Source organism: Serratia sp. GW822-FHT06D09 (assembly GCF_058799515.1).
In genome coordinates, this window is record NZ_JBXALO010000003.1 from 378,015 (window position 1) to 401,147 (window position 23,133).

Sequence of the window (23,133 nt, forward strand, 5' to 3'; positions counted from 1 at the left end):
GGGAGATTAAGGTGCGGGGTGTTAGAAACTTTTCACCAGCACTTCGCGCGGCTGTTCGTTGCCGTGCTTCAACAGATAGTCGAAAGATTTCTCGCTGCTTTTCAGCTGCTGCAGAAATTCCTGCGGTGACAGGTCGTGTTTTTTGCCGCTCATATAAGCCAGCGCCAGTTCTTTTGCCTGATAACGTGAGAAGTTGTACATAAGAGCCCTCTAAACGGTGGATTTCACGCTAGAGATTGTAACGAAAGAGCACATAATGAACAGTCGCTTTGGCGTATGGAATCAATAGCTGAAACTTAACTCAGGCTGAGTGAGCGTTTTCACCGGACCATCGCGAAAGTGAGCCATTCTGCGCAATCTTCATAAACCTTAATATTCACTAATTCATATATGTTTCTTGGCGTTTTTTCTCCTTCGGCTTATGATGGCGGTTATCGTAAAAGGAGGATCCCCATGACATCACTGACGCCACTGGCATTGTTTAAAAATCTGTCGGAGGAAACTCGCCTCACGCTGGTGCTTTTGCTGCGCCAGGCGGGTGAGCTATGCGTGTGCGAATTGGTCAGCGCATTGGAGGAATCGCAACCCAAAGTTTCTCGTCACCTCGCGATGTTACGTGAAAGTGGTCTGCTGATCGATCGTCGCGAGGGCAAGTGGATTTACTACCGCCTGTCGCCGCATATGCCGGCATGGGCGGCGGCAATCATCGAACAGGCTTATCTTAGCCGGCAACAGCAGGTGACCGAGCTGGCGCAGCGCGCGTTAGGGGCGGTCTGCCGGTAACGCTAAAAAATTTAAACAAACACATTCGAAATAACATATATATTATGCGAGAGACTAAGGAGTTGTGATGGTGTTGGCCGGGGCAATATTTATCCTGACGATCGTTTTGGTGATCTGGCAGCCGAAAGGCTTGGGCATAGGCTGGAGTGCCTGTTTCGGCGCGATCTTGGCACTGCTGACCGGTGTGGTACAGGTCGGTGATATTCCGCTGGTCTGGCAGATCGTCTGGAACGCCACCGCGACCTTTATCGCGGTGATCATTATCAGCCTGCTGCTGGACGAGTCCGGCTTCTTTGAATGGGCCGCGCTGCATGTTGCGCGCTGGGGCAAGGGCAAAGGGCGCTGGTTGTTCACCTATATTGTGCTGCTGGGCGCCGCGGTGGCGGCGTTGTTTGCCAATGACGGGGCGGCGCTGATCCTGACGCCGATAGTGATTGCGATGCTGCTGGCGTTGGGGTTCAGTTCAGGGGCAACGCTGGCCTTCGTGATGGCGGCGGGATTTATCGCCGATATCGCCAGCCTGCCGCTAGTGGTGTCCAATTTGGTGAATATCGTCTCCGCTGATTTCTTTCAACTGGGTTTCACGCAGTATGCGGCGGTGATGGTGCCGGTGAACCTTGCCGCCATCGTCGCCACGCTGGTGATGTTGCACCTGTTCTTTCGCAAGGACATTCCGCGCAGCTATGACCTGAGGTTGCTGCGGCCACCGCGTGAGGCCATTCGCGATTTGCCGACGTTTAGAGCCGGTTGGGGCGTATTGGCGCTGCTGCTGGTGGGGTTTTTTGGGCTTGAGCCGCTGGGCGTGCCGGTTAGCCTGGTCGCCGCCGTTGGGGCGTTGATCCTGCTGCTGGTGGCGAAAAAGGGGCAGGCCATCGACACTGCTAAAGTGTTGCGGGGCGCCCCCTGGCAGATCGTGGTCTTCTCTCTCGGGATGTATCTGGTGGTCTACGGACTGCGTAATGCAGGGCTGACCGATACCCTGGCCGGTGTGCTTGATTTTTTGGCCGAACGCGGAATTTGGGCAGCTACGCTGGGCACCGGTTTCCTGACGGCATTTTTGTCCTCGGTGATGAACAACATGCCGACGGTGTTGGTGGGGGCCTTGTCGATTGACGGCAGCAATGCCGAAGGCGTAATTAAACAGGCAATGATTTATGCCAATGTCATAGGCAGCGATCTTGGGCCGAAAATTACGCCGATCGGTAGCCTGGCCACGCTGCTGTGGCTGCACGTATTGTCGAAGAAAAGCATCGTCATAAGCTGGGGATACTATTTCCGGGTCGGGGTAGTGATGACCCTGCCGGTGCTGTTGGTTGCGCTGACCGCCCTGGCCCTGCGCCTGTCGCTTTAGCCATAACTCAGAGAGAACGCCATGAGTAACATCAAGATTTACCACAACCCGGCTTGCGGCACATCGCGCAATACGTTGGCACTGATCCGCAATAGTGGTGTGGAACCGACGGTGATTTTGTATCTGGAGACACCGCCCGACCGCGAGCAATTGATCGGGCTGATTGCCGATATGGGAAAATCTGCGCGAGCCTTACTGCGTAAAAACGTCGAGCCTTATGAATCGTTGGGGCTGGCAGATGCAGGCTGGAGTGACGAACAATTGATCGACTTTATGTTGCAACAGCCGATATTGATTAATCGACCTATTGTGGTGACACCCTTGGACACCCGTCTGTGTCGACCGTCGGAAGCCGTGCTGGATATCCTGCCGGATCCGCAGCAGGGCTCTTTCACCAAGGAAGACGATGCACCAGTGATCGATGCGCAAGGGCGGCGAATAGCCGACCAATAACCGACTTAGCCGGCCGAACGTTCCTCAGTCAGGAATTCGATCACGCTGTGGCTGAACAGTTGCGGACAGGCGAGGTTGGAGATATGCGAAGCCGGCAGCCGCTGCAGTTCCGCGTGCGGGGCGTTGGCCACCAGAAACTCGGCGTCCGCGACGGTGGTTACCGGATCAGCGTCTCCGGCGATCACCCGCATCGGCCGGCTCATAGAAACCACGTCGGCGCGTAAATCCGCCACTGACAAGGCATCGCAGCAGGCGGCGTATCCCTCGGGGTTACCGGCCGCCAGAGCGGCGACCAGGGAGGCAACCTGCTCAGGATGATTTTGCAGAAAGGCTTCGGTGAACCAGCGGGCGGGGGAGGCGGCGGCAATCGAAGACAACCCTTGGCTGCGCACCTGCTGCGCTCGCTGTTGCCAGCCTTCGGCATTACCGATGCGTGCGGCGGTATTGGCGACCACCATCCGCGTGATGCGCTGCGGGTGGTAACGGTTAAGCCACAGACCGGTCAGGCCGCCCATTGAAATGCCGCAGAAATGGGCGCTGGGTACGTCCAGATAATCGAGCAGGGCGATCACGTCCTGGCCGAGATCCTCAAGCCGTAACCGTGGGGTAGACAGCGGTGTGGCACCGTGTCCGCGTTGGTTATAACGCAATACCCGAAAGTGTTCGCTCAGTGCCAACAGCTGCGGTTGCCACAGATCGAAGGTGGTGCCCAGTGAGTTGGACAGTACCAACAGCGGCGCAGCCGCGCGGCCATCAAGACGATAGTCGATATCCATCCTTGTCCCCTTTTCACACCCGCTCGATAATCAGCGCAATACCCTGGCCGACGCCGATACACATGGTGCATAGGCCATAACGCCCACGCGTGTTCTGCAATTGCCAGGCCGCGTTCATCACCAGCCTGCCACCGGAGGCGCCCAACGGGTGACCCAGAGCGATGGCGCCGCCGTTAGGGTTGACCTGTGCGGCATCGTCGGGGAGTCCCAGCTCACGAGTCACTGCCAGCGCCTGCGCCGCAAAGGCCTCATTAAGCTCGATCACGTCCATCTGATCCAGGCTTAAACCGGAAATTTTCAGCACCTTGCGAACCGCTTGCGCCGGGGCAAAGCCCATGATCGACGGCTCAATACCGGTAACGGCGCTGGCAACAATGCGCGCCATGGGCTGCAGGCCGTGGCGGGACAGCCCGGATTCGCCGGCCAGCAGCAGCGCACAGGCGCCGTCGTTTAGCCCGGAGGCATTGCCTGCGGTGACGGTACCCTGCGGATCCACTACCGGTTTCAGTTTCGCCAATCCCTCCATCGTGGTAGCACGAGGATGTTCGTCTTGCGTGAACAGCCGCGGCTCGCCTTGTTTCTGTGCGATGCTGACATCAATCAGTTGGTCGGCAAAAAAGCCGCTTTCCTGAGCGGCGGCGGTACGCAGTTGGCTGCGCAGGGCGAAAGCATCCTGATCCTGACGGGAAATATTGAACTTCAGGGCGACGTTTTCGGCGGTTTGCGGCATCGAATCCACACCGTACAGCGTTTTCATTTGCGGATTGATAAACCGCCAGCCCATGGTGGTGTCTTCCAGTTTCATCGCCCGGCTGAAAGCGCTTTCCGCCTTGCCCATGACGAAGGGCGCGCGGGACATGCTCTCTACGCCACCGGCAATCATCAGTTCGCTTTCACCTGTTTTTATCGCGCGCGCCGCCATCGCTACCGCATCCAGGCTGGAGCCACACAGGCGATTAAGGGTGCAGCCGGGGATTTGTAGCGGCAGGCCTGCCAGCAGTAACGCCATGCGCGCCACGTTACGGTTGTCTTCGCCAGCCTGATTGGCACAGCCAAGCAGCACATCATCCACTGCGGCCCAGTCCAGCTGCGGGTGTCGAACCTGCAGCGCTTTCAGCGGCAGAGCGGCCAAATCGTCGGCGCGAACGGTTGCCAGGCTCCCGTTCAATCGGCCAAAAGGCGTGCGGACGGCGTCACACAGATAGGCTGGATTCATGGGGATGTTCTCCGTGCTGAAGGGCAAAGGTCAATTCGACCGGGGTGACTTCCTGCAGCTGTTCCGGGGTCAGACCGCCGAATATTTCGCGGACCACCAGGCCTTGCGGGGTCACGTCCATCACCGCCAGATCGCTGTAGATGCGATCGATGCAGCCGACGCCGGTCAATGGATAAGTGCAGTGGCGGACAATTTTGCATTCCCCTTTTTTGGTCAGGTGCTCGGTCATCACAAACACCTGGCGGGCGCCAATGGCCAAATCCATCGCGCCGCCTACCGCCGGAATGGCTCCTGGGGCACCGGTGCTCCAGTTAGCCAGATCGCCCCGTTCGGAAACCTGATAGGCACCGAGCACACAGATATCCAGGTGGCCACCTCGCATCATAGCGAAGGAGTCACCGTGATGGAAAAAACAGCCGCCCTTGAGCAGGGTGACCGGCTGCTTGCCGGCATTGATCAGTTCGGGATCCTCCTGGCCCGCCGCCGGTGCCGGGCCCATGCCGAGAATACCGTTCTCGCTGTGCAGAAAAATCTCTTTATCCGCCGGCAGGTAGTTGGTGATCTGCGTGGGAATGCCAATGCCCAGATTGACGTAGGCGCCTTCCGGGATATCGCGCGCAATGCGTTCTGCCAACTGTTGATGAGTAAGTTTGGTCATGGAGAGCCCTTAAGCCGAAAGCTGCGCAGGATGGTCAGGCGTGGTCACCAGGCGCTGTACGAAGATCCCTGGCGTAATGATGTTTTCAGGATCCAGTTCGCCCAGCGGCACCATGCGATTAACTTCAGCAATGGTGCAGGTGGCGGCCATGGCCATGATCGGCCCAAAGTTGCGCCCGGTTTTGTTATACCGCAGGTTGCCCCAGCGATCGGCCTGTTCGGCCTTGATCAGGGCGAAGTCCGCCCTCAACGGCAGTTCGAACACGTAGTGCCTGCCGTCGATCTCGCGGGTTTCTTTGCCCTGCGCCAACTCGGTGCCGTATCCGGTGGGTGTGTAAAACCCACCGAGCCCGGAACCGGCAGCCTGGATGCGGGCCGCCAGATTACCCTGTGGGATCAGTTCCAGCTCCAGTTCGCCGCGGCGGTAAAGGTCGTCAAATACCCAGGAGTCCGACTGACGCGGGAATGAACAAATGACCTTGCGTACACAACCGGCCTTCAGCAGCGCGGCCAGGCCAAAGTCGCCATTGCCGGCGTTGTTGCTGATCAACGTCAGCTCGCGTGGGCAGCGCCGAATCAGTGCATCCAGTAGCGCATAAGGCTGACCGGCGGGGCCAAAACCGCCGACCATAATGGTCGAGCCGTCGGGGATATCGGCGACGGCGGCGTCTACGGACGCCACGCTTTTATCGATCATCTGCTCTCCTGAGTACGCTAAGAGTCTCTCAGCGTGACGCTGGTGGGTCTGGATCCACCTTAAGCGAGGAAAAATGCAGCGACAAGTGCGAATATCAGCTGTTTGTGCGATTATCGAATCGATGGTGATTTGCCTGTCAATTCTGTGACGCAGATAACTAAATCGCTATTGGATGCCAGACAAAGCAGCATCGCGGCGCCACAGGCTTATAATGCCAAAGTTTATTGAATCGGAGGTCCGGATGGGCGATGAGTCGGAATTTGGCGCTGGAGAACTGCGCCGGCTGCAGGAAATCGGGGATTTAAGTAACGATCAGTATAAAGGCGATCCCAATTTTATGGCGTCGCTGGCCAGGGGGTTAGAGGTGTTGCAGGCCTTCCAGCCGCAATATTCGCAAATGTCGGTTTCTGAAATCAGCCACATTACCGGTATTCCCCGTGCGGCGGTGCGCCGCTGCCTTTACACTCTGCGCGCCCTCGGCTTTGTCCATTGCCCCGACGGTCGGCATTACCGGCTGTTGCCGCGGGTTCTGACTATCGGTCACGCCTATCTTTCCTCATCCGAATTGGCGAAAGCGGCACAAAACTCGCTGGACTATCTCAGTAAACTGCTGAATGAATCCTGCTCGGTAGCGACCCTGGACGGTGACAATATTCTGTATATCGCCCGTGCTTCGGTGAAGCGCATCATGACCATCGATCTGGGACGGGGCAGCCGTTTGCCGGCCTACGCGACGTCAATGGGATTGGTTTTACTCAGCGCGCTGGACGAAGCGCAGTTGGACGATTATCTGTCGCGGGTCACCTTCGAACCGCTGACAGAGTTTACCGTGGCCAGCGCTGAGCAACTGCGTGAACAGCTGGCCAAGGTGCGTCGTCAGGGGTATGCGATTAACGATCAACAGTTAGAAATAGGCTTGCGTTCGATCGCAGTGCCGATGCATTCACGCAAGGGCGGCGTAGTGGCGGCGATGAACGTAGGGGTGAATGCCTCGCAAATTTCGTCGGCGGAATTGCGTGAGCGCGTGCTGCCGCAGTTGCAGCGTACGGCAATGGAGCTGGCACTGCTGCTGTAGTCGGGAGCACTGACCCCGAGTCCGCGCTGGGATCAGTCTCCCTGCTTTTAGCGATTATTGCGGGCCGTTACGCTCAGCCAAGGCTTCCAACAGGGTTGCCGAAGGCGTAAAGAACAGGCTGCCGGTGACCGCGCGGCTGAAATCCAGCAGGCGATCGTAGTTGCCGGCCGGCCGACCTACAAACATGTTCTCCAGCATTTGCTCGATTGGCTGGGGGGAGCGGGCGTAGCCGATAAAGTAAGTGCCGAATTCGCCCATGCCGGGTTTGCCAAACGGCATGTTGTCACGCAATATTTTGACTTCATTGCCGTTTTCATCGGTCAGCGTCGTCAGGGAACTGTGGGATGACGAAGGCTTGACGTCCTCATCCAGTTCAATATTGGATTGCTTGTGGCGACCAATAATGCGCTCTTGCGTTTCGACGCTCAGTGAGTTCCAGCCTTTCATGTCGTGCAGGTATTTTTGTACCAGCACGTAGCTGCCGCCGGAAAAACCGGCGTCTTCCTCGCCAATCACCGTATAGTCGAACGCTTCGTGTCCCTCGGGGTTTTCGGTGCCGTCGACAAAGCCAATCATTGCCCGCTGGTCGAAATAACGGAAACCGTGCACTTCCTCTATTACCGTCACGGCATCGCCAAGCTTGTTCATCAACTGTGTGGCGAGTTCGAAGCACAAATCCATCTCGTCGGCGCGAATGTGCAGCAGGATATCGCCAGGGGTCGAAACGGCAACGCGGTCGCCGGTGCCTATCTCACGAAAAGGATGAAGCAGCGCCGGGCGAGGCTGGCCGAACAGCCGATCCCAGGCCGAAGAGCCAAATCCGCAGACGCAGGACAGATTGCCCGCAGGGGATCTTTTACCGACGGAACGAATTACGCCGCTGATATCCGCGCACCAGCCACGCACCGCAGCGAGCTGCGCAGGGTTGGCGGATAAAGTCGCGACCAAAAAAATGGCGTGGCGTGTAACGGGGCTGAAGACAGCCTGGGGGTGTTGATTTTGGGTAGTCATAGCATCCAGTGCCGAGGAGAGTCAGAGCTTAAAACTAATCTATTTTAGCGGTCACGCCAACTGATTAACCCCAGTTGACGTGTGGAGTCGCAGAACGGCGATGGCGAATAAAAAAATCGCTATCGGCGCAGGTAAGATTACGCCAGGCAAGCGTCAGGCAGAAGTCCCTCTGCCGTTAAGGCGTTCAATTCCTTCAGCAAGCTGAAAGTCAGTTTCATGTGTTTACGATCTATCGGGCTGCCATTTTGGCGCGCGTGGCGCAAAACAGCGGTGAGCTGGAACTGTTACCGTCGCATTTTAATCTGCCGACGAGGGCCTTATCGGTGGACATTCATGACCCGGCACTGCCGAAGAGGATTATTCAGGACACTAGTAGGGAATAAGGCGGCAGGGAAATCACTGCCGCCTCGCATTAATGAAGAAGAACATTGTGGTAAAGAACAGAAAGATCAGCTTCCCCTGAGTGGTCTGCCGAAAATGAATTTAATTATTAAGTAAATAAACCTTACCAAGGCCACACCGCAGCCAATTGATACTAACAGGACGGAAATTCCCCTCGGCGCGGGATACCATGTTGAAAAGCCTACTCCGGCCCCGCTTAGCAAGGATGAAGATAAAAATATACCCATGACAACTGATATTATTTTTAGCGCTTTATTATTCATGTGATCACCTGAGAACGGCGAAAGGTCAGCCCGTTGTTATTTTCGTTAAGGTTAATGCTTACCAGGAACACTTGCCGCCGGCACTTGACCCGCATTTATTCCCGCCTTTCCCCATGCCTACGTTACCGCCGCCCCTGCTGGCATCTTTAAAACAGCCGCCGGTCACCGCACCGCCAACCAACCCCATCGCCGCCCCGGGTAATCCGCCGAATGCCCCTAAGGCCGCGCCGGCCACCATGCCATTGATGCAGTCTTCCGAGGTGTTTTTAGCATAGTAATCGCCAGAACGTCCCTGCTTACCACCGTTGTTTTTCCCTTTATTCCTGCGGCTATTATCCGCACGGTCGCCGCCATTGTTGCCGCGACCGCCGGCGATAGTCTCTAATAGCGCAGAATCAATTGTTTTCATAACTCACTCCTTTTTAATTTATGATTTTTTATTATATCTTTCCTTGAAGAACGATTAATTATTAACTCAATTCATTTGTCATATCAACCGTTATTTCATTCTTGGGTTACGGTGGCGTTATAAATTAATGATTATATTAACCTGAAAAATTAAATAAGGTGAATAAATTAAATCGATATTAATAACCACTATTTTTATGGCAGGGTTAATCTTTTAATTCGGGCGGCATCGCCGCCCGAAGGGGGGATCAGGAGTCTCAACCAAAGGGGGCATCAATAGTTTTCGCCGGCGCGGTAAACCAGCGCGCTCCGTCTTTGGTGACGTAGAAATGATCCTCAAGGCGAATGCCGAACTCGCCCGGCAGGCATAGCATGGGTTCGATGCTGGCGCACATGCCCACGTCGAGCGGCTCCTGCTGCTTGCGGATCAGATACGGCGCTTCATGAATGTCCAGCCCGATACCGTGACCGGTACGGTGCGGCAGCCCCGGCAGCTGATAATCCGGCCCAAAACCATGAGAAGCCAGCGCTTCGCGCGCGGCGTCATCCACTTTATGGCAGGGCACGCCGGGCGCGATTACAGCAAATGCCGCAGCCTGCGCATCATGTTCAGCCTGCCAGGCAAAGCGTTGGCGCGGGTTGGCTTCGCCGTAGACATAAGTTCGGGTGATATCGGACAGGTAGCCCTTGTAGCGACAGCCGGTATCCAGCAGCACGACATCGTTATGTTGCAGCGGGTTGGGGGCTTTAACGCCATGAGGAAACGCGCTATCGGATCCGAACAGTGCAATGCAGAAGTAAGAACCGGTGGTGCCCATTTTGCGATGGGCCTGATCGACAAACTCGACCAGCTCTCTGGCGGTGATCCCTGGGCGCAATATGCTTGCCGCCGCCTGTTGGACCCGCAGGGTAATGTTATTCGCGGTTTGCATCAGCGCAATTTCGGCCGCCGATTTGCGGCTGCGGCAGTACCCGGTGATCGGCAGGGCGCTGACCAACTTTATTTCACCGGCATGCTGTTGCAGGCCGAGGAACAGCGTGACCGACGCGGTTTCGCAAATGGCCACTTTGAGTTGGCGGCCCGAACCCGTCAGCCCACGCGCGGCCAGTACGGTGAAGAACAACCGATAGGGATCTTCTTCCTCATGCCAGCTAAATATCTCCCCCTCAATCACCTGCGCGTCCTTGAACGTGCCGATCTCAAACCAGGGCGCAATATAGGCGATTTCCCCCTCGGCCGGGATCACCGCGCCCACCATACGTTCGCTGGGCGACCAGGCGGTACCGGTAAAATAGAGCAGGTTGCTGCCGGCATTGAGGTAGCAGGCGTCAATGCCGTTGTCGCGCATCAGGCGCTGCGCGTGCTGAATGCGTTGCCGGTATTCCACCGCGGCGATTTCAGGCGGGTTGTCCGTGAGCGGTTGCAGCTGTTCCAGGGCCTGTTGTGGCGTACTACCGCCAATGCCTGTAGCCATGTGTTCTCCTCGCGTGATGTTAATGTCAGGGCCAATGTCCCCGCGCGTCAAACCTTCATCATAAATAAAGCGCGGCAGGAATACTTGGCTCCAATAGGGAGTAAAAATGACGATTACGGCACAGTTTCTGTTTTCTGCGCCGCTATAGCGCCAGAGGGCCCTGAGAGTTTGGTTCAAAGGGCGTCATTCGCAGACTGAAAATTATTATTTTCACCATAATTAACACTTAACTCACTGTAATTAAATATGAATGCAATAACGCATCAATGTGATGCAAAAACGCTCTTGTAAATAATGATTAGCGTTGCTAATTCTTAATGCCCATGCATTAAAATTGTTTATGATAAATTTCGGGGACTTTTCAAGATGGCGAATTAATAATTATTAACCAAGATGATTTCAACGCGAACAATATTCTATGGCCTGAACTCCATTCGGGAGGGATTAATGCCTGAGTGCGTTATCTTCGTTTTATTGTTGCGCATAAATAAATAGTTAAGTTATTTATTCATTGAGTGTGCCAGATCAAATAAATGAGTGGGTATGTTCGATTGATATATTCATTCGTTCTTTTAGCGAATATCTATTGAGAGCACCTTATGGAAACAGAGGCCGTTGAGTCCAAGTTCAGTTTTGGTTCTTATACCCGATTATTGTCTGATCCCGGACATGCGACGCTTTCATTGTTTGGCCTGCTGGTCAGGTTCCCGGTGGCGATGCGGTCCATCAGTTGCATAATGTTGATTTCCGCCACTATGGACTCGTTATGGATTGCCGGAACCGTGGCGGGAACATTAATGATTACGCAGGCGATAGCCAGCCCGGTTTTAGGCCGATTTGCCGATAAATTCAGTCAGCGAAAGGTGCTTATTATTACCTGCTGCTGCCACGTCATTGCGATCCTTTCGTTAATTGGCTTGGTGCTGCTGAATATGCACTTATGGGCAATTATGGCCGCGGCCATTGCTACCGGTTGTTCGTCGGTGCCGGTGGATGGATTTATTCGTACTCGCTGGGCCTCCATGGTGACCGATGAAGCGCTACGAACCGCGTACGCGTTAGAAACCGTGCTTGATGAGATCATTTTCTTATTGGGGCCGTTAATCGCCATTGTTTTGGCCACGGCATGGCACCCCGCAGCGGGGCTGGCGTTATGCGCCGCGCTCACCTTCAGTGGTTCTCTGGCCCTGGTGTTACATCGGCGTTCTGAGCCGGTTATTGTGCACAAGAGCGCAGAAAGCGACCGTCGGGCAATCAGCATGGTCTGGGTACGGGCGTTAATGATCTCCTATGCGGCGGTAGGCCTGTTTCTTGGCTCAATCGACGTCATGATGATCGCCTACGCCAAAGAAGTAGGCAATCCAACCCTCGCCGGCGTGCTGTTATCCATTTGCGCCGCGGGCAGCCTGGTGGGCGGTACCTGCTACGGCGCCATGAACTGGACCTTATCGCAACCCCGCCTGCTGCTGATCACCTCCGCCACCCTGTGTGCCGGCACGCTCCCGCTGATTTTCACCAGCGTTCCCGTTGTCATGGGCATTTCCGCTTTCGTCGCCGGGCTGTCGGTGGCGCCGTTATTGATCACCTGCAGCAACCTGCTGGAGTCCTTGACGCCGAAAGGGTGTTTATCCGAAGGCTTCTCCTGGTTGTCCAGCGCCGGCTGGCTGGGCTTTTCACTGGGCGTCTCGGTGGGTGGGCAGCTTTCTGATCAAAGCGGAGCGGGTCAGGTGGCTTGGGTAGCCATGGCCGCCGGAACACTCGCTTTATTATCCAGCCTGTTTAGCCAGAAATTACTCAGCAATAAATAAAAACTACGCCCCAGAATATCGGGGCCTCACATTATTATTTTCGAAACAGGAAAACGGCAATCGTGAAACAGTTAACGACGGGGGTTCCCGTTCCGCGCATGACCTTTAAAGAGTTCGTCGCCTTTGGTGTTGAAGCTATTTTCCGAGCCGACGTCCCGGTCATTATTACCGATTTACCCATTGATACCAGCATAGGGGCGAGTGACCTGATTTCACAACGTTTGGGCGATGACAATGTCACCTTGTTCCGAGAGGCCAGTAATAAAGAAAATACCGAACGCTGGCAAACCATGAAAATTCAGCTGCGTGGTTTTTTGGAAAATAAAGAGTACCAAAGCGACAACAATACCTGGTATCGCGTGGTGTCCAATATTATGCACCGCCCCGAGGACGTCAATAATATCCTTGGCTTTGATGCTTTTTCCCTGTTGGCCTCCCGTCGTGGGTTGAACGCCGCCAATTTATGGGTCAGCTACCACGGGGTATTTACCCAAAGCCATTTCGATGAGCTGGAAAACTTTAATATTTCTTTGCAGGGCAGAAAACGGTTCATTCTTTTTCCTCCGGGCCGCAGAGATTACTATCCGCGATCTATCCTGCAGGGGTTCGGCGATAAATCGCAGGCCTTTGATTTTGACAATATCGACCCGCAGCGTTTTCCCCGCTTGGCGGCAAAAATCCCGCAGCGCCGCGACTTTATTTTAGAACCCGGCGAAATGCTGTATTTGCCGCTGGGGTGGTGGCACCAGGCCGAATCTTTAGACGACCTGAATATCAACGTTAATTTTTGGCTGTGGGATCTGAAAATCCTGCGTCGCCCTTATGTTTTCTACTCCGCGCTCTACACGGCGGCTTACCGCAAGTTTAAAGGCATCTACAACTATCAACCAGAACCCACCAAGAGGAAGGCACTTGATGAGCAGCCGTAAGCAGATCATTCCCACGAACAAATTCCGCAACAACGATAAGGCCATCGGCATAGGCAATCCTTTCTGGGATATGTCAGAGCAAAACGGCCTTGCGGGTATCGTTGCCGGGCTCGATAACGACCTGTTGTCTACCCAAAGTGGCCATCAGTTTGTCAATTTCAGCTGCTGCTCGTACCTGAACCTGGACTCCCACAGCAAGGTGGTCGAAGGTGCTATCGACGCGGTGCGCCGCTACGGCGTGTTGGATCACTGCATTGCCCGCAGCCGGGTCCAGCTCCCTGCCATGAAGGAGTTGGAAGCGTCGCTGGGTGAGCTGTTCCAGGCTGATGTACTCAGCGGCGTGTCAGCGAGCAGCGTCAGCGGCGGCTTGCTTCCTCTTATTGCCTCGGGCCATTTAGGCAACGGTGTGCGGCCTTTGATGATTTTCGATAAACACGCCCACGTGTCGCTGGCGGCTGCCAAACCCGCCTGTGCCGATGAAACCGAAGTCGTCACCTGCAATTATCATGATTTGAATTTCATTGAAGACTGCTGCAAGCAATATCAACGGGTCTGTTACGTGGTCGACGGCAGCGATAGCCTGGGGGGCTATGCTCCGGTCAAAGCCCTGGCTGAACTGCAGGACAAATACGGCCTGATGGTGTTTTACGACGATTCGCATTCGATCTCCGCTTATGGCGAACGCGGTGTTGGCTATGTTCGTTCCCATAGTCCGGCGTTGGATGAAAACACCATTATGGTGGTCACGCTCAACAAAGCTTTCGGCACCAGCGGGGCGGCGATATTGCTCAACGGTTATTCGCAGCAGATGCTGCGCCTGGTCGAACGCTTTGGCGGCGGGCTCAACTACTCGCAAAACCTGAATACGGCGGCCATCGGCGCCAGCCTGGCGTCGGCGGAAATTCACCGCACGGATGAATTGCCCCGGTTACAAAAGAAACTGTACGACAACATCGCGCTGTTCGATTCCCTGATCCCGACGGAGCAAAGCGGCAATACCTATCCGATCCGCCTGGTGCCGATGAGCGATGACCGGGTGATCGAGGCGGGGCGCCAGGTGATCGAGGCTGGCTTCTATGTCTCGCCGGTGTTTTTCCCTATCGTCGCCAAAGGCACCGCCGGCCTGCGAGTCATGATGCGAGCCGGACAAACGCAAGAGCAGATCCGCGGCCTGTGCCAGGTGATCTCTGCTGTCAGGGGGCCGCAATGACGGATATCGCCCGGGCTGTTCCCCGCAGCATTCTGTACACGCCGGCCTTGTCACTAAACCGTGTGGTCAAGGCTCTGTCTTATGACGCTGATGTGCATTTGATGGATCTGGAAGACTCCGTACCTGGCCCGGCCAAGGCGGAGGCCAGAAACATCTGCCGTACGGCTCTCGATAATGCACCGCCGTCTGCAAATATTGCCGTGCGAATCAACGCGCTGGGCACGATTGACGCTTTGCATGATCTGGTGATGCTGTGTTCCGGTCAAACCACGCCCAGTTTTATCGTGATGTCGATGGTTCGAACCCCTGCCGAGGTGGTTTTCCTGCGTGAAACCTTCGCCTCAGCCGGAAGGTTCCCAGAAATTTACCTGACGATAGAGACCGTCGAGGCCATTACCGATCTGGATAATGTCGCGGCGGTGGCGGATGGGCTGATTTTCGGCTCTGCAGATTTGGCGGCCACTTTAGGGGTGCCGATCACCTGGTCCGGGATGCTGGCCGCTCGTCAGGCGATGGTGTTGGCGAGTGCCAGACATGGTATTGGCTGTATCGATACCGCCAACTATCGGCTTTCCGAACCCGACGTGTTGGCCAATGAAATTCAGTGCGTCAAAGATCTGGGCTTCCATGGCAAAGCCACCGTTCATCCCAGCGAGCTCGAACTGATCAACTCGACGTTACGGCCCTGCGAGAGCGCACTCTTGGCGGCAAGCCGCATTACCGATGCTGTGAAAGCGGCGCAAGGGGGAATTGCCTTGTTGGACGGACACATGGTGGGGCCGCCTTTTGCCCGCATGGCGCGCAATACCCTGCAATCAGGCAAGGCCTGGGCCGCTCGTTTCAGTAGGGGTAACTCATGACGCTCTCCGTCGCTGTCATTGGAACCGGCGCCATCGGCATGGATCTGGTCAATAAGATCCAGCGTTCCCCGTTGCTGCATTGCGGGTTGCTGGCGGGGCGCAACAAGGACTCCGCCGGTCTTGAGGTCGCAGCCCGCTTGGGTTGCCCGACCAGCGCCGGTGGCATTGACGCTGTGTTGGCGTCGCCAACGCCTTTTGATGTGGTTTTCGACGCCACCAACGCGATGTCGCATGCCAAACATTGGGAGCTGTTGCGTCCGCTGGGCACCTTACTGATCGACTTAACCCCCAGCCACCTGGGCAAAATGATCGTGCCTACGGTGACGGGAACCGAGGCGCTGACCGAGCGCAATGTCAGCCTGATCAGCTGCGGTGGACAGGCGTCGATACCCATTTTGCATGCCCTGAGCCGACATTTTCGCATCATCGATATCGAGGTGGTGGCGACCGTCGCCAGCAATATTCTGGGGCGGGCCACCCGGATCAACATCGACGAATATGTGGACACCACGCAGCGGGCGCTCAGCGCTTTTACCGGCGTAGCCAACACCAAGGCGATCCTCAACATCAGCCCGGCCGCGCCACCCGCCATGTTCAGGGTCACCATTTTCGCCGGTATTCCCGGGGTCACAAAGGAACAGATCACTCCGGTGCTTGCTGAGGCCGTTGAGGCGGTGCGGGGATTCTCGGCGGGCTATTCGCTTACCGCTCTCAATGTCAGCGAAGGACGCGTTTCGATCTCGCTGGAGGTGGTTGCCAGCAGCAAGGTGATGCCTGAATACGCCGGGAATCTGGATCTGATTAATTCTGCCGCCATCCTGGTTGCCGAACAGTATGCGAGCTATCGAAATAAAACGGAGGGGGCTAATGGCCATTCTGATTAACGACTCAACCCTGCGTGATGGTCAACACGCCGTGAAGCATCAGCTCACGGTGGCTCAGTTACGAGACTACGCGACGGCGGTAGATAAAACGGGGGTGGCGATTGTCGAGGTTGGCCATGGCAACGGGCTTGGCGCCTCCTCGTATCAGGTCGGGCGCGCGGCGTTGAGTGATGAAACCATGCTGAACACCGTGCGCGAGTGTTTGCAAAACAGCAAGATGGGCGTGTTTATGCTGCCCGGTTGGGGAACCATCGTCGATCTGTCGAAGGCGTTATCCTGCGGTGCGGATGTGGTGCGCATCGGTACCCATTGCACTGAGGCAACCCTGGCCGAACGTCATCTGGGATGGCTGCGTGATCACGGGGCAGAAGCGCATGCGGTACTGATGATGAGCCATATGGCCACTCCCCAACAGTTAGCCGATCAGGCTCAACTGCTGGTGGAGTACGGTGCGCAGGCCGTCGGCATCATGGATTCTGCCGGCAACCTGTTGCCGCAGGATGTGACCGAACGCATCACCGCGATGCGGCGGCAGGTAGATGTGCCGCTTATTTTCCACGCCCACAATAATTTGGGCATGGCGGTGGCCAACTCGGTTGCCGCCGCTCAGGCCGGCGCTAGCGTGATTGATGGCTGTGCCCGCGGATTCGGGGCTGGGGCAGGGAACACCCAACTTGAAGTTCTGGTACCGGTACTGGAACGTTTGGGGTTCAACACCGGCATCGACCTTTATCATTTTCTCGACGCCGCCGAGCTCGCCGCTCGGGAACTGATGGTCACCCCACCGATGATCGACTCCGTGGGCATTGTCAGTGGCCTGGCCGGCGTTTTTTCCGGCTTTAAAAATCCGGTGTTAAGCCATTCGGCCTCTGCGGGGGTCGATCCGCGTGACGTCTTCTTCGAATTGGGAAAACGTCAGGCCGTGGCCGGGCAAGAAGACCTTATCGTAGAAGTGGCCGCGCAGTTGAAGAGGATCGCCCTGTGACGATGCAAATCATCAATGCAGCTGAAATGTCCGGAGAGATCCGACTGCGGCAGGTCATGGCGATGCTGAGTGAGGCGTTCGGGGATTTACGTCGCGGTGACGAACAATCACCGACGCGGACCTTACTCCAGCATGGTCCTTCAGAGACGTTGATCAGCCCGGCGGCCTGGAACAGACGCGGTGTCGCCAGCGTTAAAATCACTACGCTCACGCCCGGCAATGCTGAGAGAGGGTTGCCATTGATCCATGGGGTGGTGCTGCTCACCGACATCGATACGGGCCAGATGCTGGCCTTGTTCGATGGCGCTAGTCTGACCGCGTTGCGAACCGGTGCGGTGGCCGGACTGGCGACCCAGCTGTGTGCTCCGGAGCAGGCTGGCGATCTTGCTATCCTCGGGGCAGGGGTTCAGGCACGGGCCACGCTGCTGGCGATGCTGGCGGTGCGGCAGATCCGCAGGGTGCGCATTTTTTCCCGTTCGGCGCTCAGAACGCAAGAGTTTGCGCACTGGGCTCGTACGCTGACCACCGCGCCGGTCAGCGTTTGCAGTAGCGCATTCGAGGCCGTGCAGGGGGCGGATCTTATCTGCACCACCACCTCAACCCGTGCCCGTGAACCTTTGGTGTATGCCGATTGGGTAGCGCCAGGGGCCCACCTGAACATTATCGGCGGCACCCACGAGGACGCCATTGAGGTCGACCCCGCGTTATTGAAAACCGCCTTTGTCGTGGTGGAAACCGGCGCGGCTGCCAGGGAGGATGCGGGGGAGATTCGAAGCGCTATGGCGCAGGGATACATTCAGCCTGAAGGACTGAATGAGCTGGGCGCTCTCGTGTTGGGTGAGTCCGCTGCAACGGCGGAGCAGACCACGGTATTTCGCAGCGTGGGGCTGGCCATCGAAGACACCGCTGCCGCGGTGGCGCTATACCCATTCAGGGAGAAAAAACCATGTTAAGAAAAGTCGGCGAAAATGAGTATCAGGAAGAGCACGGAGGGGACTATGAAGACTTCGAAACCGGCATGACGATCAAACACTGGCCGGGGCGCACGCTTTCCGAAGCCGACAACACCTGGCTCACCCTGTTGACGATGAATCAGCACCCTTTGCATTTCGACAAGGCCTATGGCGCCCAAGCGGAATATGGCCGCGTTTTGGTCAACAGCAGCATCACGCTGGCGTTGGTCAGCGGGATGACCGTGCAGGCATTGTCTGCCAGGGCGGTGGCCAATCTGGGCTGGGAAACGGTGCGCCTGAAAGAGCCGCTTTTTGTCGGTGATACGCTTTACGCCATCAGTAAGATCCTGGCTAAACGTCCGTCAAAATCCCAACCGAACAACGGCATCATTACGGTGGAAACGCGGGGCATCAAATCCACGGGCGAAACGGTGATCACCTTCGAACGATCCTTTATGGTTCGACGACGAGATTACAGAGAGCCTTGATTTTCAGCGGTTCGGGGATCGGCAGAGCAATGTTGATGCTCAGGAGTTGCTGATCCCATCCCCGCGGATAATCACTGCGGGGATTTTCAATCCAGGCAGACATAAGGAGGGAATCAACCTGACATGACCAACCCTGAAATCTGCGAGGCAACTCTCGTTTATAGTCCTTCGGGTTGGGGCGATATGAACTATTGTTTTCTGTTTGCAGCACGCTACACACCGCTTCCGGTCGTGGGCGCAGCGGAGATAACAGATGAACAAACGGGAATTAGAAAGCGCGATTGTCACCGATTTTTCCAAACGCATGAGCTATGGCGACTATCTGTGCCTGGATCAACTGCTGGACTGCCAGCACCCGCTGTCCAACCCGCAACACCATGATGAAATGCTGTTTGTGGTGCAGCACCAGACGTCGGAGCTGTGGATGAAGTTGATGCTGCATGAACTGCAGGCGGCGCGGATGCTGGTGCAACAAGATAAGCTCAGTCATTGCTTCAAGATCCTGGCGCGGGTCAAACAGATCCAGCGGCTGCTGTTCGAGCAATGGGCGGTGCTGGAAACCCTGACGCCGTCGGAGTACGTCGAGTTTCGCGACGTGCTGGGCAGTTCATCAGGCTTCCAGTCCCATCAATACCGTTCGATTGAGTTTTTGCTCGGCAACAAGAATGCGGCCATGCTGGCGGTGTTCAGCAACGATGCGGAAAAACACGCGGCGCTGAAGGCCATTCTTGAAGCGCCGAGCCTGTACGATGAATATCTGCTTTACCTGTCCCGCCACGGTCTGCCGATCCCGCAGGAGTGTATCGAACGTGACTGGACGCAACCTTACCAACGTAATCCAAACCTGCTGCCGGCCTTTAAAGAGATCTATGACCATCCACAAAAGTATTGGGAAGCCTATGAAATGGCCGAAAAGCTGGTGGATATAGAGGAAAGTTTCCACCTGTGGCGTTTCCGGCATATGAAAACGGTAGAGCGGATTATCGGCTTTAAAACGGGCACCGGCGGTTCGAGCGGCGTCAGCTTCCTGAAAAAGGCGCTGGAGCTGACTTTCTTCCCTGAACTGTTGGATGTGCGCACCGAAATCGGCGCCTAGCTTAGGGCCTTAATCGTAGCAGGAAGGGCGCTTCTCATTCACTCTTCCCCCAGTTCAGTTGGGTAAGGGTGTCGCACAGCCAGGTCAGCGCCGGATCGCGCCGGGCCTGGCGACCAGCAACCAGATCGATAGAAAACGTGCTCACCGCCAGTTCTGCCGGTAGCGGCAGAAAGCGCACCTTCGTCGGATCGGCAAACTGGCTGGCGACGCTGTGTGCCAGGGTTGCGATCAGATCGCTGCCGGCGACTACCGCAGGCAGCGCCACGATATGCGAAAATGTTGCGGCCACCCGTCGCTCCAGCCCCAGTTCCGCCAGTCGACGATCGATAATTCCACGGGCGGAGCCGTCGTCCGAGGGGGCGTAAAGGGCATGGGGCAGGCCGACGTATTGCGCCAAGCCCCAACTTTCGGCAGCTAACCGCGGATGATGCCGGCTGGCGATACAGGTAAAGCTTTCGGTAAACAACGGCTGCACCAGCATGCCCTTCACCGCCTCGATATGCCCGCCCAACGCCACATCTATCTCACCACTCTCAAGCTGTTGCACCACATTGCGGCGATCGAGCCGGGAAACCCGGATATCGATGCCTGGCGCATCCTGCCGCAGTCGGCTGATAATGGCAGGCAGTAGCGTGATATCGGCGTAGTCGCCGGCGGCTAGCCTGAAGCGGCGCTGGCTGGCCGTCGCGGGATCGAAGCGCGTCGGCGGCGTCAGCGTCTGGTGGATTTGTTCCAGTACCGGGTGGATTTGCAGCATCAGTTGGTGAGCACGCGCGGTTGGCAACATGCCGCCGCCGCTGCGGGTAAACAGCGGATCGTCAAACAACAGCCGCAAGCGCGACAGCGCATTGCTGACCGACGGTTGGGCACGGTTCAGACGTCCGCCGGCAGCGGTGACGTTACGCGTTTGGTATAACGCCTCAAACACCACCAGAAGATTGAGATCGACGCTGGATAAATTCATTTTATGAATACTCTATATACAGATAATCCATTTCCAGAATCATAGCGCGTTGTTTAGGCTGAGAGCACGCGGATTCAATAACAACCTGAGGTGTGATGATGGAAAGGGTATTGGTGACCGGCATTGAGCCGTTTGACGGGGATAAGGTTAACCCTTCTTGGCAGGTAGCGCAGGCGCTGGCGGGAGAGCGGATCGCCGGCGCAGAAGTGGTGGTGCGTCAATTGGCCTGCGTGCTGGGGTTGTCCAACCAGCAGCTGATTGCCGCCATCGAAGAGCTGCGGCCCAAAGCCGTGATCTGCCTGGGGCTGGCCGGCGGGCGCGGCGAAATTTCCGTTGAACGGGTTGCCATCAATCTGATTGACGCTCGCATTCCCGATAACGCCGGAAAACAACCGATAGACATCCCGGTGGTGGAAGGGGGGCCGGTGGGCTATTTTTCCACGCTGCCGGTGAAGGCGATCGTGCATCATTTACACCAGGCAGGCATTCCGGCCGCGGTGTCGCACACGGCAGGCACTTATAATTGCAACCAGCTTTTCTACGGGCTGAGCCATCATATCGCCAGCCAAAATTTGGCGATCAAAGGTGGGTTTATCCACATCCCTTACAGTCATGAGCTGGCGGTCAATCATCCGGGAAAACCCAGCCTGGCGTTAGCCGCAATGATTGAGGCGGTACGCAGTATTGTGCATACCACTCTGACGGTCGATGAGGATTTATCACTCAGTGGCGGTGCGTTGCATTGAGGGCATAGCAGGGCGCGGCAGTTCATCACCGCGCCCAGTGGGGATTACTCGTCGGCGACGCGGATCACCAATTTGCCGAAGTTCTTGCCCTGCAACAGGCCAATGAATGCCTGCGGTGCATTTTCCAGTCCGTCGACCAGGTCTTCACGGAATTTGATTTTCCCCTGATCGACCCATTCGCTCATTTGCTGCAGGAATTTATCAAAGCCTTCCGCGAAGTCATCGAAAATGATGAAGCCTTGCATACGGATGCGCTTGCGTAAGATCAAGCCCTGCAGCATCGGCAAGCGGTCCGGCCCGGCGGGCAGGTCGGTGGCGTTATAGTGGGCGATAATCCCGCAGACTGGAATACGTGCCTGGGTATTCAGCAGCGGGATCACTGCATCAAACACCGCACCGCCGACGTTTTCATAATAAATATCGATGCCTTGCGGGCAGGCGGCGGCCAGTTGCTCAGCGAAGTCTGGGGCTCGGTGATCGACACAGGCATCGAAGCCCAGCTCTTCCACCACATAGCGGCATTTCTCTTTACCGCCCGCCACGCCGACTACCCGACAGCCTTTCAGTTTGGCGACCTGACCGACGACCGAACCGACGGCACCGCTGGCGGCGGCGACCACCAGGGTTTCACCGGGTTTCGGCTGGCCGATCTCCAGCAGCCCCATATAAGCGGTGAAGCCCGGCATGCCCAGGACGCCAAGCAGACGAGAAGGATGCGCCTGATGAGGGCCGAGGTTACGTAAGCCGCTTCCGTCAGACAGGGCATAATCCTGCCAGCCGTCGTAGCCTAATACCCAGTCGCCGGGTTTGAAATCGGGGTGCTGTGATGTCACGACCCGTGAGACCGTGCCGCCCACCATGGTTTCGCCAATCTGCACTGGCGGGGCATAAGAGGGCGCGTCGCTCATGCGGCCTCGCATGTAAGGATCGAGCGACAGGTAGACGGTGCGCAATAACACCTGGCCGGCGGCGGGCTGCGGCGTAGCGACGGTTTCCAGACGGAAGTTGTCTGCGACAGGTTCGCCGTGCGGGCGAGAAGCCAACAGAAAACGGCGGTTTTGTTGTGTAGACTGAGACATCAGGCATTCCTTATGCGGACAGAGAGTCTAAGTCTAGTCAATCATCGAAAAGAGCGAATGGCCTAATGTGCTCAGCGTTACAGTGGGATGATCAGCACGTCGATACGGCTGGTATTGATAAAGCGCGCGGCAGAGCAGGAGATTTTGTTCATCATGCCGTCGCTGTGATTACCGCAAACCACCAGATCAAAAGGTTGCCGTTGGCTGGCATAGTTCAGGCTATCGGCCAGTTCGCCGTGGACGATCAGGGTGTCGGCAATCGGGTAATCCGCCTGCAGGCGAAGTTCTTCCAGAAACAGCAGCGTTTCTTCTTCCATCAGCGCACGCAGGTCGCCCAGCATGGGGCCCGCAAAGTTATTGAACATTTCTGGATTGGCGATGGTGCTTAGCAGGGTAATTTTGCCGTTATAAGGACGTACGATGGAGACGGCTTTTTCAACCAGGCGGTGGCTGTCTGCCGCCACGGCGACGGTAACCAAAACGTTTTGATATCCCATCTTCCACTCCTGTTTCCTGTTGATAGGGCAAAGGGTAGAGCCTGGTGAAGTGAATAAATGTGTTTTG

At 56.3% G+C, this 23,133-nt stretch carries 25 protein-coding genes; 14 read left to right on the plus strand and 11 right to left on the minus strand.

What is annotated here, in order from left to right; genetic code table 11:
• Window positions 1-21 precede the first annotated feature (21 nt).
• Window positions 22-201 (minus strand): hypothetical protein, encoded by a 180-nt coding sequence (locus tag AC1RKG_RS09480; protein WP_020827564.1) that lies wholly within the window; start codon window positions 199-201, stop codon window positions 22-24.
• A gap of 252 nt (window positions 202-453) precedes the next feature.
• Between AC1RKG_RS09480 and AC1RKG_RS09485 the strand changes: the two genes are divergently transcribed.
• The 3 genes from AC1RKG_RS09485 to arsC all read left to right on the plus strand — a co-directional run bounded on the left by AC1RKG_RS09485 (window position 454) and on the right by arsC (window position 2,587).
• Complete coding sequence (locus AC1RKG_RS09485) at window positions 454-783, plus strand: metalloregulator ArsR/SmtB family transcription factor (protein WP_020827563.1); 330 nt, start codon at window positions 454-456, stop codon at window positions 781-783.
• A 67-nt stretch (window positions 784-850) separates the two neighbouring features.
• On the plus strand, window positions 851-2,134 hold the full coding sequence (locus tag AC1RKG_RS09490; RefSeq protein ID WP_493182858.1) for an arsenic transporter: 1,284 nt from the start codon (window positions 851-853) through the stop codon (window positions 2,132-2,134).
• Window positions 2,135-2,155: 21 nt separating this feature from the next.
• Window positions 2,156-2,587, plus strand: a complete 432-nt coding sequence (gene arsC / locus AC1RKG_RS09495) for a glutaredoxin-dependent arsenate reductase (protein WP_493182860.1) — start codon at window positions 2,156-2,158, stop codon at window positions 2,585-2,587.
• A 5-nt stretch (window positions 2,588-2,592) separates the two neighbouring features.
• Here the strand turns inward: arsC and pcaD are convergent, their stop codons facing one another.
• The 4 genes from pcaD to AC1RKG_RS09515 are packed head-to-tail and all read right to left on the minus strand — an operon-like array spanning window position 2,593 to window position 5,933.
• Complete coding sequence (gene pcaD, locus AC1RKG_RS09500) at window positions 2,593-3,363, minus strand: 3-oxoadipate enol-lactonase (protein ID WP_122079723.1); 771 nt, start codon at window positions 3,361-3,363, stop codon at window positions 2,593-2,595.
• A 13-nt stretch (window positions 3,364-3,376) separates the two neighbouring features.
• Entirely contained in the window at window positions 3,377-4,579 is a 1,203-nt protein-coding gene (pcaF, locus tag AC1RKG_RS09505) for a 3-oxoadipyl-CoA thiolase (protein ID WP_493182861.1), read from the minus strand.
• Window positions 4,557-5,237 carry a 3-oxoacid CoA-transferase subunit B gene (locus AC1RKG_RS09510; protein WP_493182863.1) on the minus strand — a complete coding sequence of 227 codons (681 nt, stop codon included), beginning with the start codon at window positions 5,235-5,237 and terminating at the stop codon, window positions 4,557-4,559. The genes pcaF and AC1RKG_RS09510 overlap by 23 nt, the downstream gene beginning before the upstream one ends.
• Window positions 5,238-5,246: 9 nt before the next feature.
• Window positions 5,247-5,933: a 3-oxoacid CoA-transferase subunit A gene (locus AC1RKG_RS09515; protein ID WP_122079720.1), complete on the minus strand. Its 687-nt coding sequence runs from the start codon at window positions 5,931-5,933 to the stop codon at window positions 5,247-5,249.
• A 241-nt stretch (window positions 5,934-6,174) separates the two neighbouring features.
• Here AC1RKG_RS09515 and AC1RKG_RS09520 point away from each other — a divergent pair, with 241 nt between their 5' ends.
• Window positions 6,175-7,008 carry an IclR family transcriptional regulator domain-containing protein gene (locus AC1RKG_RS09520; protein WP_122079719.1) on the plus strand — a complete coding sequence of 278 codons (834 nt, stop codon included), beginning with the start codon at window positions 6,175-6,177 and terminating at the stop codon, window positions 7,006-7,008.
• Between the two features lie 54 nt (window positions 7,009-7,062).
• Here the strand turns inward: AC1RKG_RS09520 and AC1RKG_RS09525 are convergent, their stop codons facing one another.
• From AC1RKG_RS09525 to AC1RKG_RS09535, 3 genes are all read right to left on the minus strand, one after another.
• Window positions 7,063-8,019, minus strand: coding sequence for a Dyp-type peroxidase (locus AC1RKG_RS09525; protein ID WP_128865368.1), 957 nt, complete (start codon window positions 8,017-8,019; stop codon window positions 7,063-7,065).
• A 723-nt stretch (window positions 8,020-8,742) separates the two neighbouring features.
• Complete coding sequence (locus tag AC1RKG_RS09530) at window positions 8,743-9,093, minus strand: hypothetical protein (RefSeq protein ID WP_130016348.1); 351 nt, start codon at window positions 9,091-9,093, stop codon at window positions 8,743-8,745.
• A 256-nt stretch (window positions 9,094-9,349) separates the two neighbouring features.
• The gene (locus tag AC1RKG_RS09535) at window positions 9,350-10,567 is read right to left on the minus strand and encodes a M24 family metallopeptidase (RefSeq protein ID WP_493182864.1); all 1,218 of its coding nucleotides are present in this window, start codon (window positions 10,565-10,567) and stop codon (window positions 9,350-9,352) included.
• A 599-nt stretch (window positions 10,568-11,166) separates the two neighbouring features.
• Between AC1RKG_RS09535 and AC1RKG_RS09540 the strand changes: the two genes are divergently transcribed.
• The 9 genes from AC1RKG_RS09540 (at window position 11,167) to kynA (ending at window position 19,780) form a co-directional block, all read left to right on the plus strand.
• A complete protein-coding gene (locus AC1RKG_RS09540; protein WP_130016346.1) occupies window positions 11,167-12,375 on the plus strand; it encodes an MFS transporter in 1,209 nt (402 codons plus the stop codon).
• 62 nt (window positions 12,376-12,437) lie between these two features.
• On the plus strand, window positions 12,438-13,304 hold the full coding sequence (locus tag AC1RKG_RS09545) for a cupin-like domain-containing protein (protein ID WP_197022773.1): 867 nt from the start codon (window positions 12,438-12,440) through the stop codon (window positions 13,302-13,304).
• Complete coding sequence (locus AC1RKG_RS09550) at window positions 13,291-14,514, plus strand: 8-amino-7-oxononanoate synthase family protein (protein WP_020827554.1); 1,224 nt, start codon at window positions 13,291-13,293, stop codon at window positions 14,512-14,514. Before AC1RKG_RS09545 ends, AC1RKG_RS09550 begins: the two co-directional genes overlap by 14 nt.
• Window positions 14,511-15,374, plus strand: coding sequence for an HpcH/HpaI aldolase/citrate lyase family protein (locus tag AC1RKG_RS09555; protein WP_122079714.1), 864 nt, complete (start codon window positions 14,511-14,513; stop codon window positions 15,372-15,374). The genes AC1RKG_RS09550 and AC1RKG_RS09555 overlap by 4 nt, the downstream gene beginning before the upstream one ends.
• The gene (locus AC1RKG_RS09560; protein ID WP_493182867.1) at window positions 15,371-16,258 is read left to right on the plus strand and encodes an acetaldehyde dehydrogenase (acetylating); all 888 of its coding nucleotides are present in this window, start codon (window positions 15,371-15,373) and stop codon (window positions 16,256-16,258) included. The genes AC1RKG_RS09555 and AC1RKG_RS09560 overlap by 4 nt, the downstream gene beginning before the upstream one ends.
• Window positions 16,242-17,243: a 4-hydroxy-2-oxovalerate aldolase gene (gene dmpG, locus AC1RKG_RS09565; protein ID WP_048760305.1), complete on the plus strand. Its 1,002-nt coding sequence runs from the start codon at window positions 16,242-16,244 to the stop codon at window positions 17,241-17,243. The genes AC1RKG_RS09560 and dmpG overlap by 17 nt, the downstream gene beginning before the upstream one ends.
• 2 nt (window positions 17,244-17,245) lie before the next feature.
• Complete coding sequence (locus tag AC1RKG_RS09570) at window positions 17,246-18,196, plus strand: ornithine cyclodeaminase family protein (protein ID WP_262255685.1); 951 nt, start codon at window positions 17,246-17,248, stop codon at window positions 18,194-18,196.
• Entirely contained in the window at window positions 18,190-18,684 is a 495-nt protein-coding gene (locus AC1RKG_RS09575; protein ID WP_020827549.1) for a MaoC family dehydratase, read from the plus strand. Before AC1RKG_RS09570 ends, AC1RKG_RS09575 begins: the two co-directional genes overlap by 7 nt.
• Before the next feature lie 253 nt (window positions 18,685-18,937).
• Window positions 18,938-19,780 (plus strand): tryptophan 2,3-dioxygenase, encoded by an 843-nt coding sequence (kynA, locus tag AC1RKG_RS09580; RefSeq protein WP_020827548.1) that lies wholly within the window; start codon window positions 18,938-18,940, stop codon window positions 19,778-19,780.
• Window positions 19,781-19,814: 34 nt separating this feature from the next.
• Here kynA and AC1RKG_RS09585 read toward each other — a convergent pair whose 3' ends face one another.
• Complete coding sequence (locus AC1RKG_RS09585; RefSeq protein WP_122079710.1) at window positions 19,815-20,744, minus strand: LysR family transcriptional regulator; 930 nt, start codon at window positions 20,742-20,744, stop codon at window positions 19,815-19,817.
• 98 nt (window positions 20,745-20,842) lie between these two features.
• Here AC1RKG_RS09585 and pcp point away from each other — a divergent pair, with 98 nt between their 5' ends.
• Window positions 20,843-21,490: a pyroglutamyl-peptidase I gene (gene pcp, locus AC1RKG_RS09590; RefSeq protein ID WP_048760299.1), complete on the plus strand. Its 648-nt coding sequence runs from the start codon at window positions 20,843-20,845 to the stop codon at window positions 21,488-21,490.
• 44 nt (window positions 21,491-21,534) lie between these two features.
• Here the strand turns inward: pcp and curA are convergent, their stop codons facing one another.
• Both curA and uspC read right to left on the minus strand, forming a co-directional pair.
• Window positions 21,535-22,569, minus strand: coding sequence for an NADPH-dependent curcumin/dihydrocurcumin reductase (gene curA, locus AC1RKG_RS09595; RefSeq protein WP_128865374.1), 1,035 nt, complete (start codon window positions 22,567-22,569; stop codon window positions 21,535-21,537).
• A 77-nt stretch (window positions 22,570-22,646) separates the two neighbouring features.
• Window positions 22,647-23,066, minus strand: coding sequence for a universal stress protein UspC (gene uspC / locus AC1RKG_RS09600; protein ID WP_122079708.1), 420 nt, complete (start codon window positions 23,064-23,066; stop codon window positions 22,647-22,649).
• Window positions 23,067-23,133: the final 67 nt, after the last annotated feature.

What these genes read in the sequence shown, in the direction of transcription:
- kynA (WP_020827548.1), top strand. Translation starts at nt 18,938, where the DNA reads ATGAACAAACGGGAATTAGAAAGCGCGATTGTCACCGATTTTTCCAAA.
- AC1RKG_RS09530 (WP_130016348.1), bottom strand. Translation starts at nt 9,093, where the DNA reads ATGAAAACAATTGATTCTGCGCTATTAGAGACTATCGCCGGCGGTCGC.
- uspC (WP_122079708.1), bottom strand. Translation starts at nt 23,066, where the DNA reads ATGGGATATCAAAACGTTTTGGTTACCGTCGCCGTGGCGGCAGACAGC.
- AC1RKG_RS09570 (WP_262255685.1), top strand. Translation starts at nt 17,246, where the DNA reads ATGCAAATCATCAATGCAGCTGAAATGTCCGGAGAGATCCGACTGCGG.
- pcp (WP_048760299.1), top strand. Translation starts at nt 20,843, where the DNA reads ATGGAAAGGGTATTGGTGACCGGCATTGAGCCGTTTGACGGGGATAAG.
- AC1RKG_RS09525 (WP_128865368.1), bottom strand. Translation starts at nt 8,019, where the DNA reads ATGACTACCCAAAATCAACACCCCCAGGCTGTCTTCAGCCCCGTTACA.
- curA (WP_128865374.1), bottom strand. Translation starts at nt 22,569, where the DNA reads ATGTCTCAGTCTACACAACAAAACCGCCGTTTTCTGTTGGCTTCTCGC.
- AC1RKG_RS09510 (WP_493182863.1), bottom strand. Translation starts at nt 5,237, where the DNA reads ATGACCAAACTTACTCATCAACAGTTGGCAGAACGCATTGCGCGCGAT.
- AC1RKG_RS09485 (WP_020827563.1), top strand. Translation starts at nt 454, where the DNA reads ATGACATCACTGACGCCACTGGCATTGTTTAAAAATCTGTCGGAGGAA.
- AC1RKG_RS09560 (WP_493182867.1), top strand. Translation starts at nt 15,371, where the DNA reads ATGACGCTCTCCGTCGCTGTCATTGGAACCGGCGCCATCGGCATGGAT.
- arsC (WP_493182860.1), top strand. Translation starts at nt 2,156, where the DNA reads ATGAGTAACATCAAGATTTACCACAACCCGGCTTGCGGCACATCGCGC.
- dmpG (WP_048760305.1), top strand. Translation starts at nt 16,242, where the DNA reads ATGGCCATTCTGATTAACGACTCAACCCTGCGTGATGGTCAACACGCC.
- AC1RKG_RS09555 (WP_122079714.1), top strand. Translation starts at nt 14,511, where the DNA reads ATGACGGATATCGCCCGGGCTGTTCCCCGCAGCATTCTGTACACGCCG.
- AC1RKG_RS09550 (WP_020827554.1), top strand. Translation starts at nt 13,291, where the DNA reads ATGAGCAGCCGTAAGCAGATCATTCCCACGAACAAATTCCGCAACAAC.
- AC1RKG_RS09480 (WP_020827564.1), bottom strand. Translation starts at nt 201, where the DNA reads ATGTACAACTTCTCACGTTATCAGGCAAAAGAACTGGCGCTGGCTTAT.
- AC1RKG_RS09585 (WP_122079710.1), bottom strand. Translation starts at nt 20,744, where the DNA reads ATGAATTTATCCAGCGTCGATCTCAATCTTCTGGTGGTGTTTGAGGCG.
- AC1RKG_RS09515 (WP_122079720.1), bottom strand. Translation starts at nt 5,933, where the DNA reads ATGATCGATAAAAGCGTGGCGTCCGTAGACGCCGCCGTCGCCGATATC.
- AC1RKG_RS09520 (WP_122079719.1), top strand. Translation starts at nt 6,175, where the DNA reads ATGGGCGATGAGTCGGAATTTGGCGCTGGAGAACTGCGCCGGCTGCAG.
- AC1RKG_RS09535 (WP_493182864.1), bottom strand. Translation starts at nt 10,567, where the DNA reads ATGGCTACAGGCATTGGCGGTAGTACGCCACAACAGGCCCTGGAACAG.
- AC1RKG_RS09490 (WP_493182858.1), top strand. Translation starts at nt 851, where the DNA reads ATGGTGTTGGCCGGGGCAATATTTATCCTGACGATCGTTTTGGTGATC.
- pcaF (WP_493182861.1), bottom strand. Translation starts at nt 4,579, where the DNA reads ATGAATCCAGCCTATCTGTGTGACGCCGTCCGCACGCCTTTTGGCCGA.
- pcaD (WP_122079723.1), bottom strand. Translation starts at nt 3,363, where the DNA reads ATGGATATCGACTATCGTCTTGATGGCCGCGCGGCTGCGCCGCTGTTG.
- AC1RKG_RS09540 (WP_130016346.1), top strand. Translation starts at nt 11,167, where the DNA reads ATGGAAACAGAGGCCGTTGAGTCCAAGTTCAGTTTTGGTTCTTATACC.
- AC1RKG_RS09575 (WP_020827549.1), top strand. Translation starts at nt 18,190, where the DNA reads ATGTTAAGAAAAGTCGGCGAAAATGAGTATCAGGAAGAGCACGGAGGG.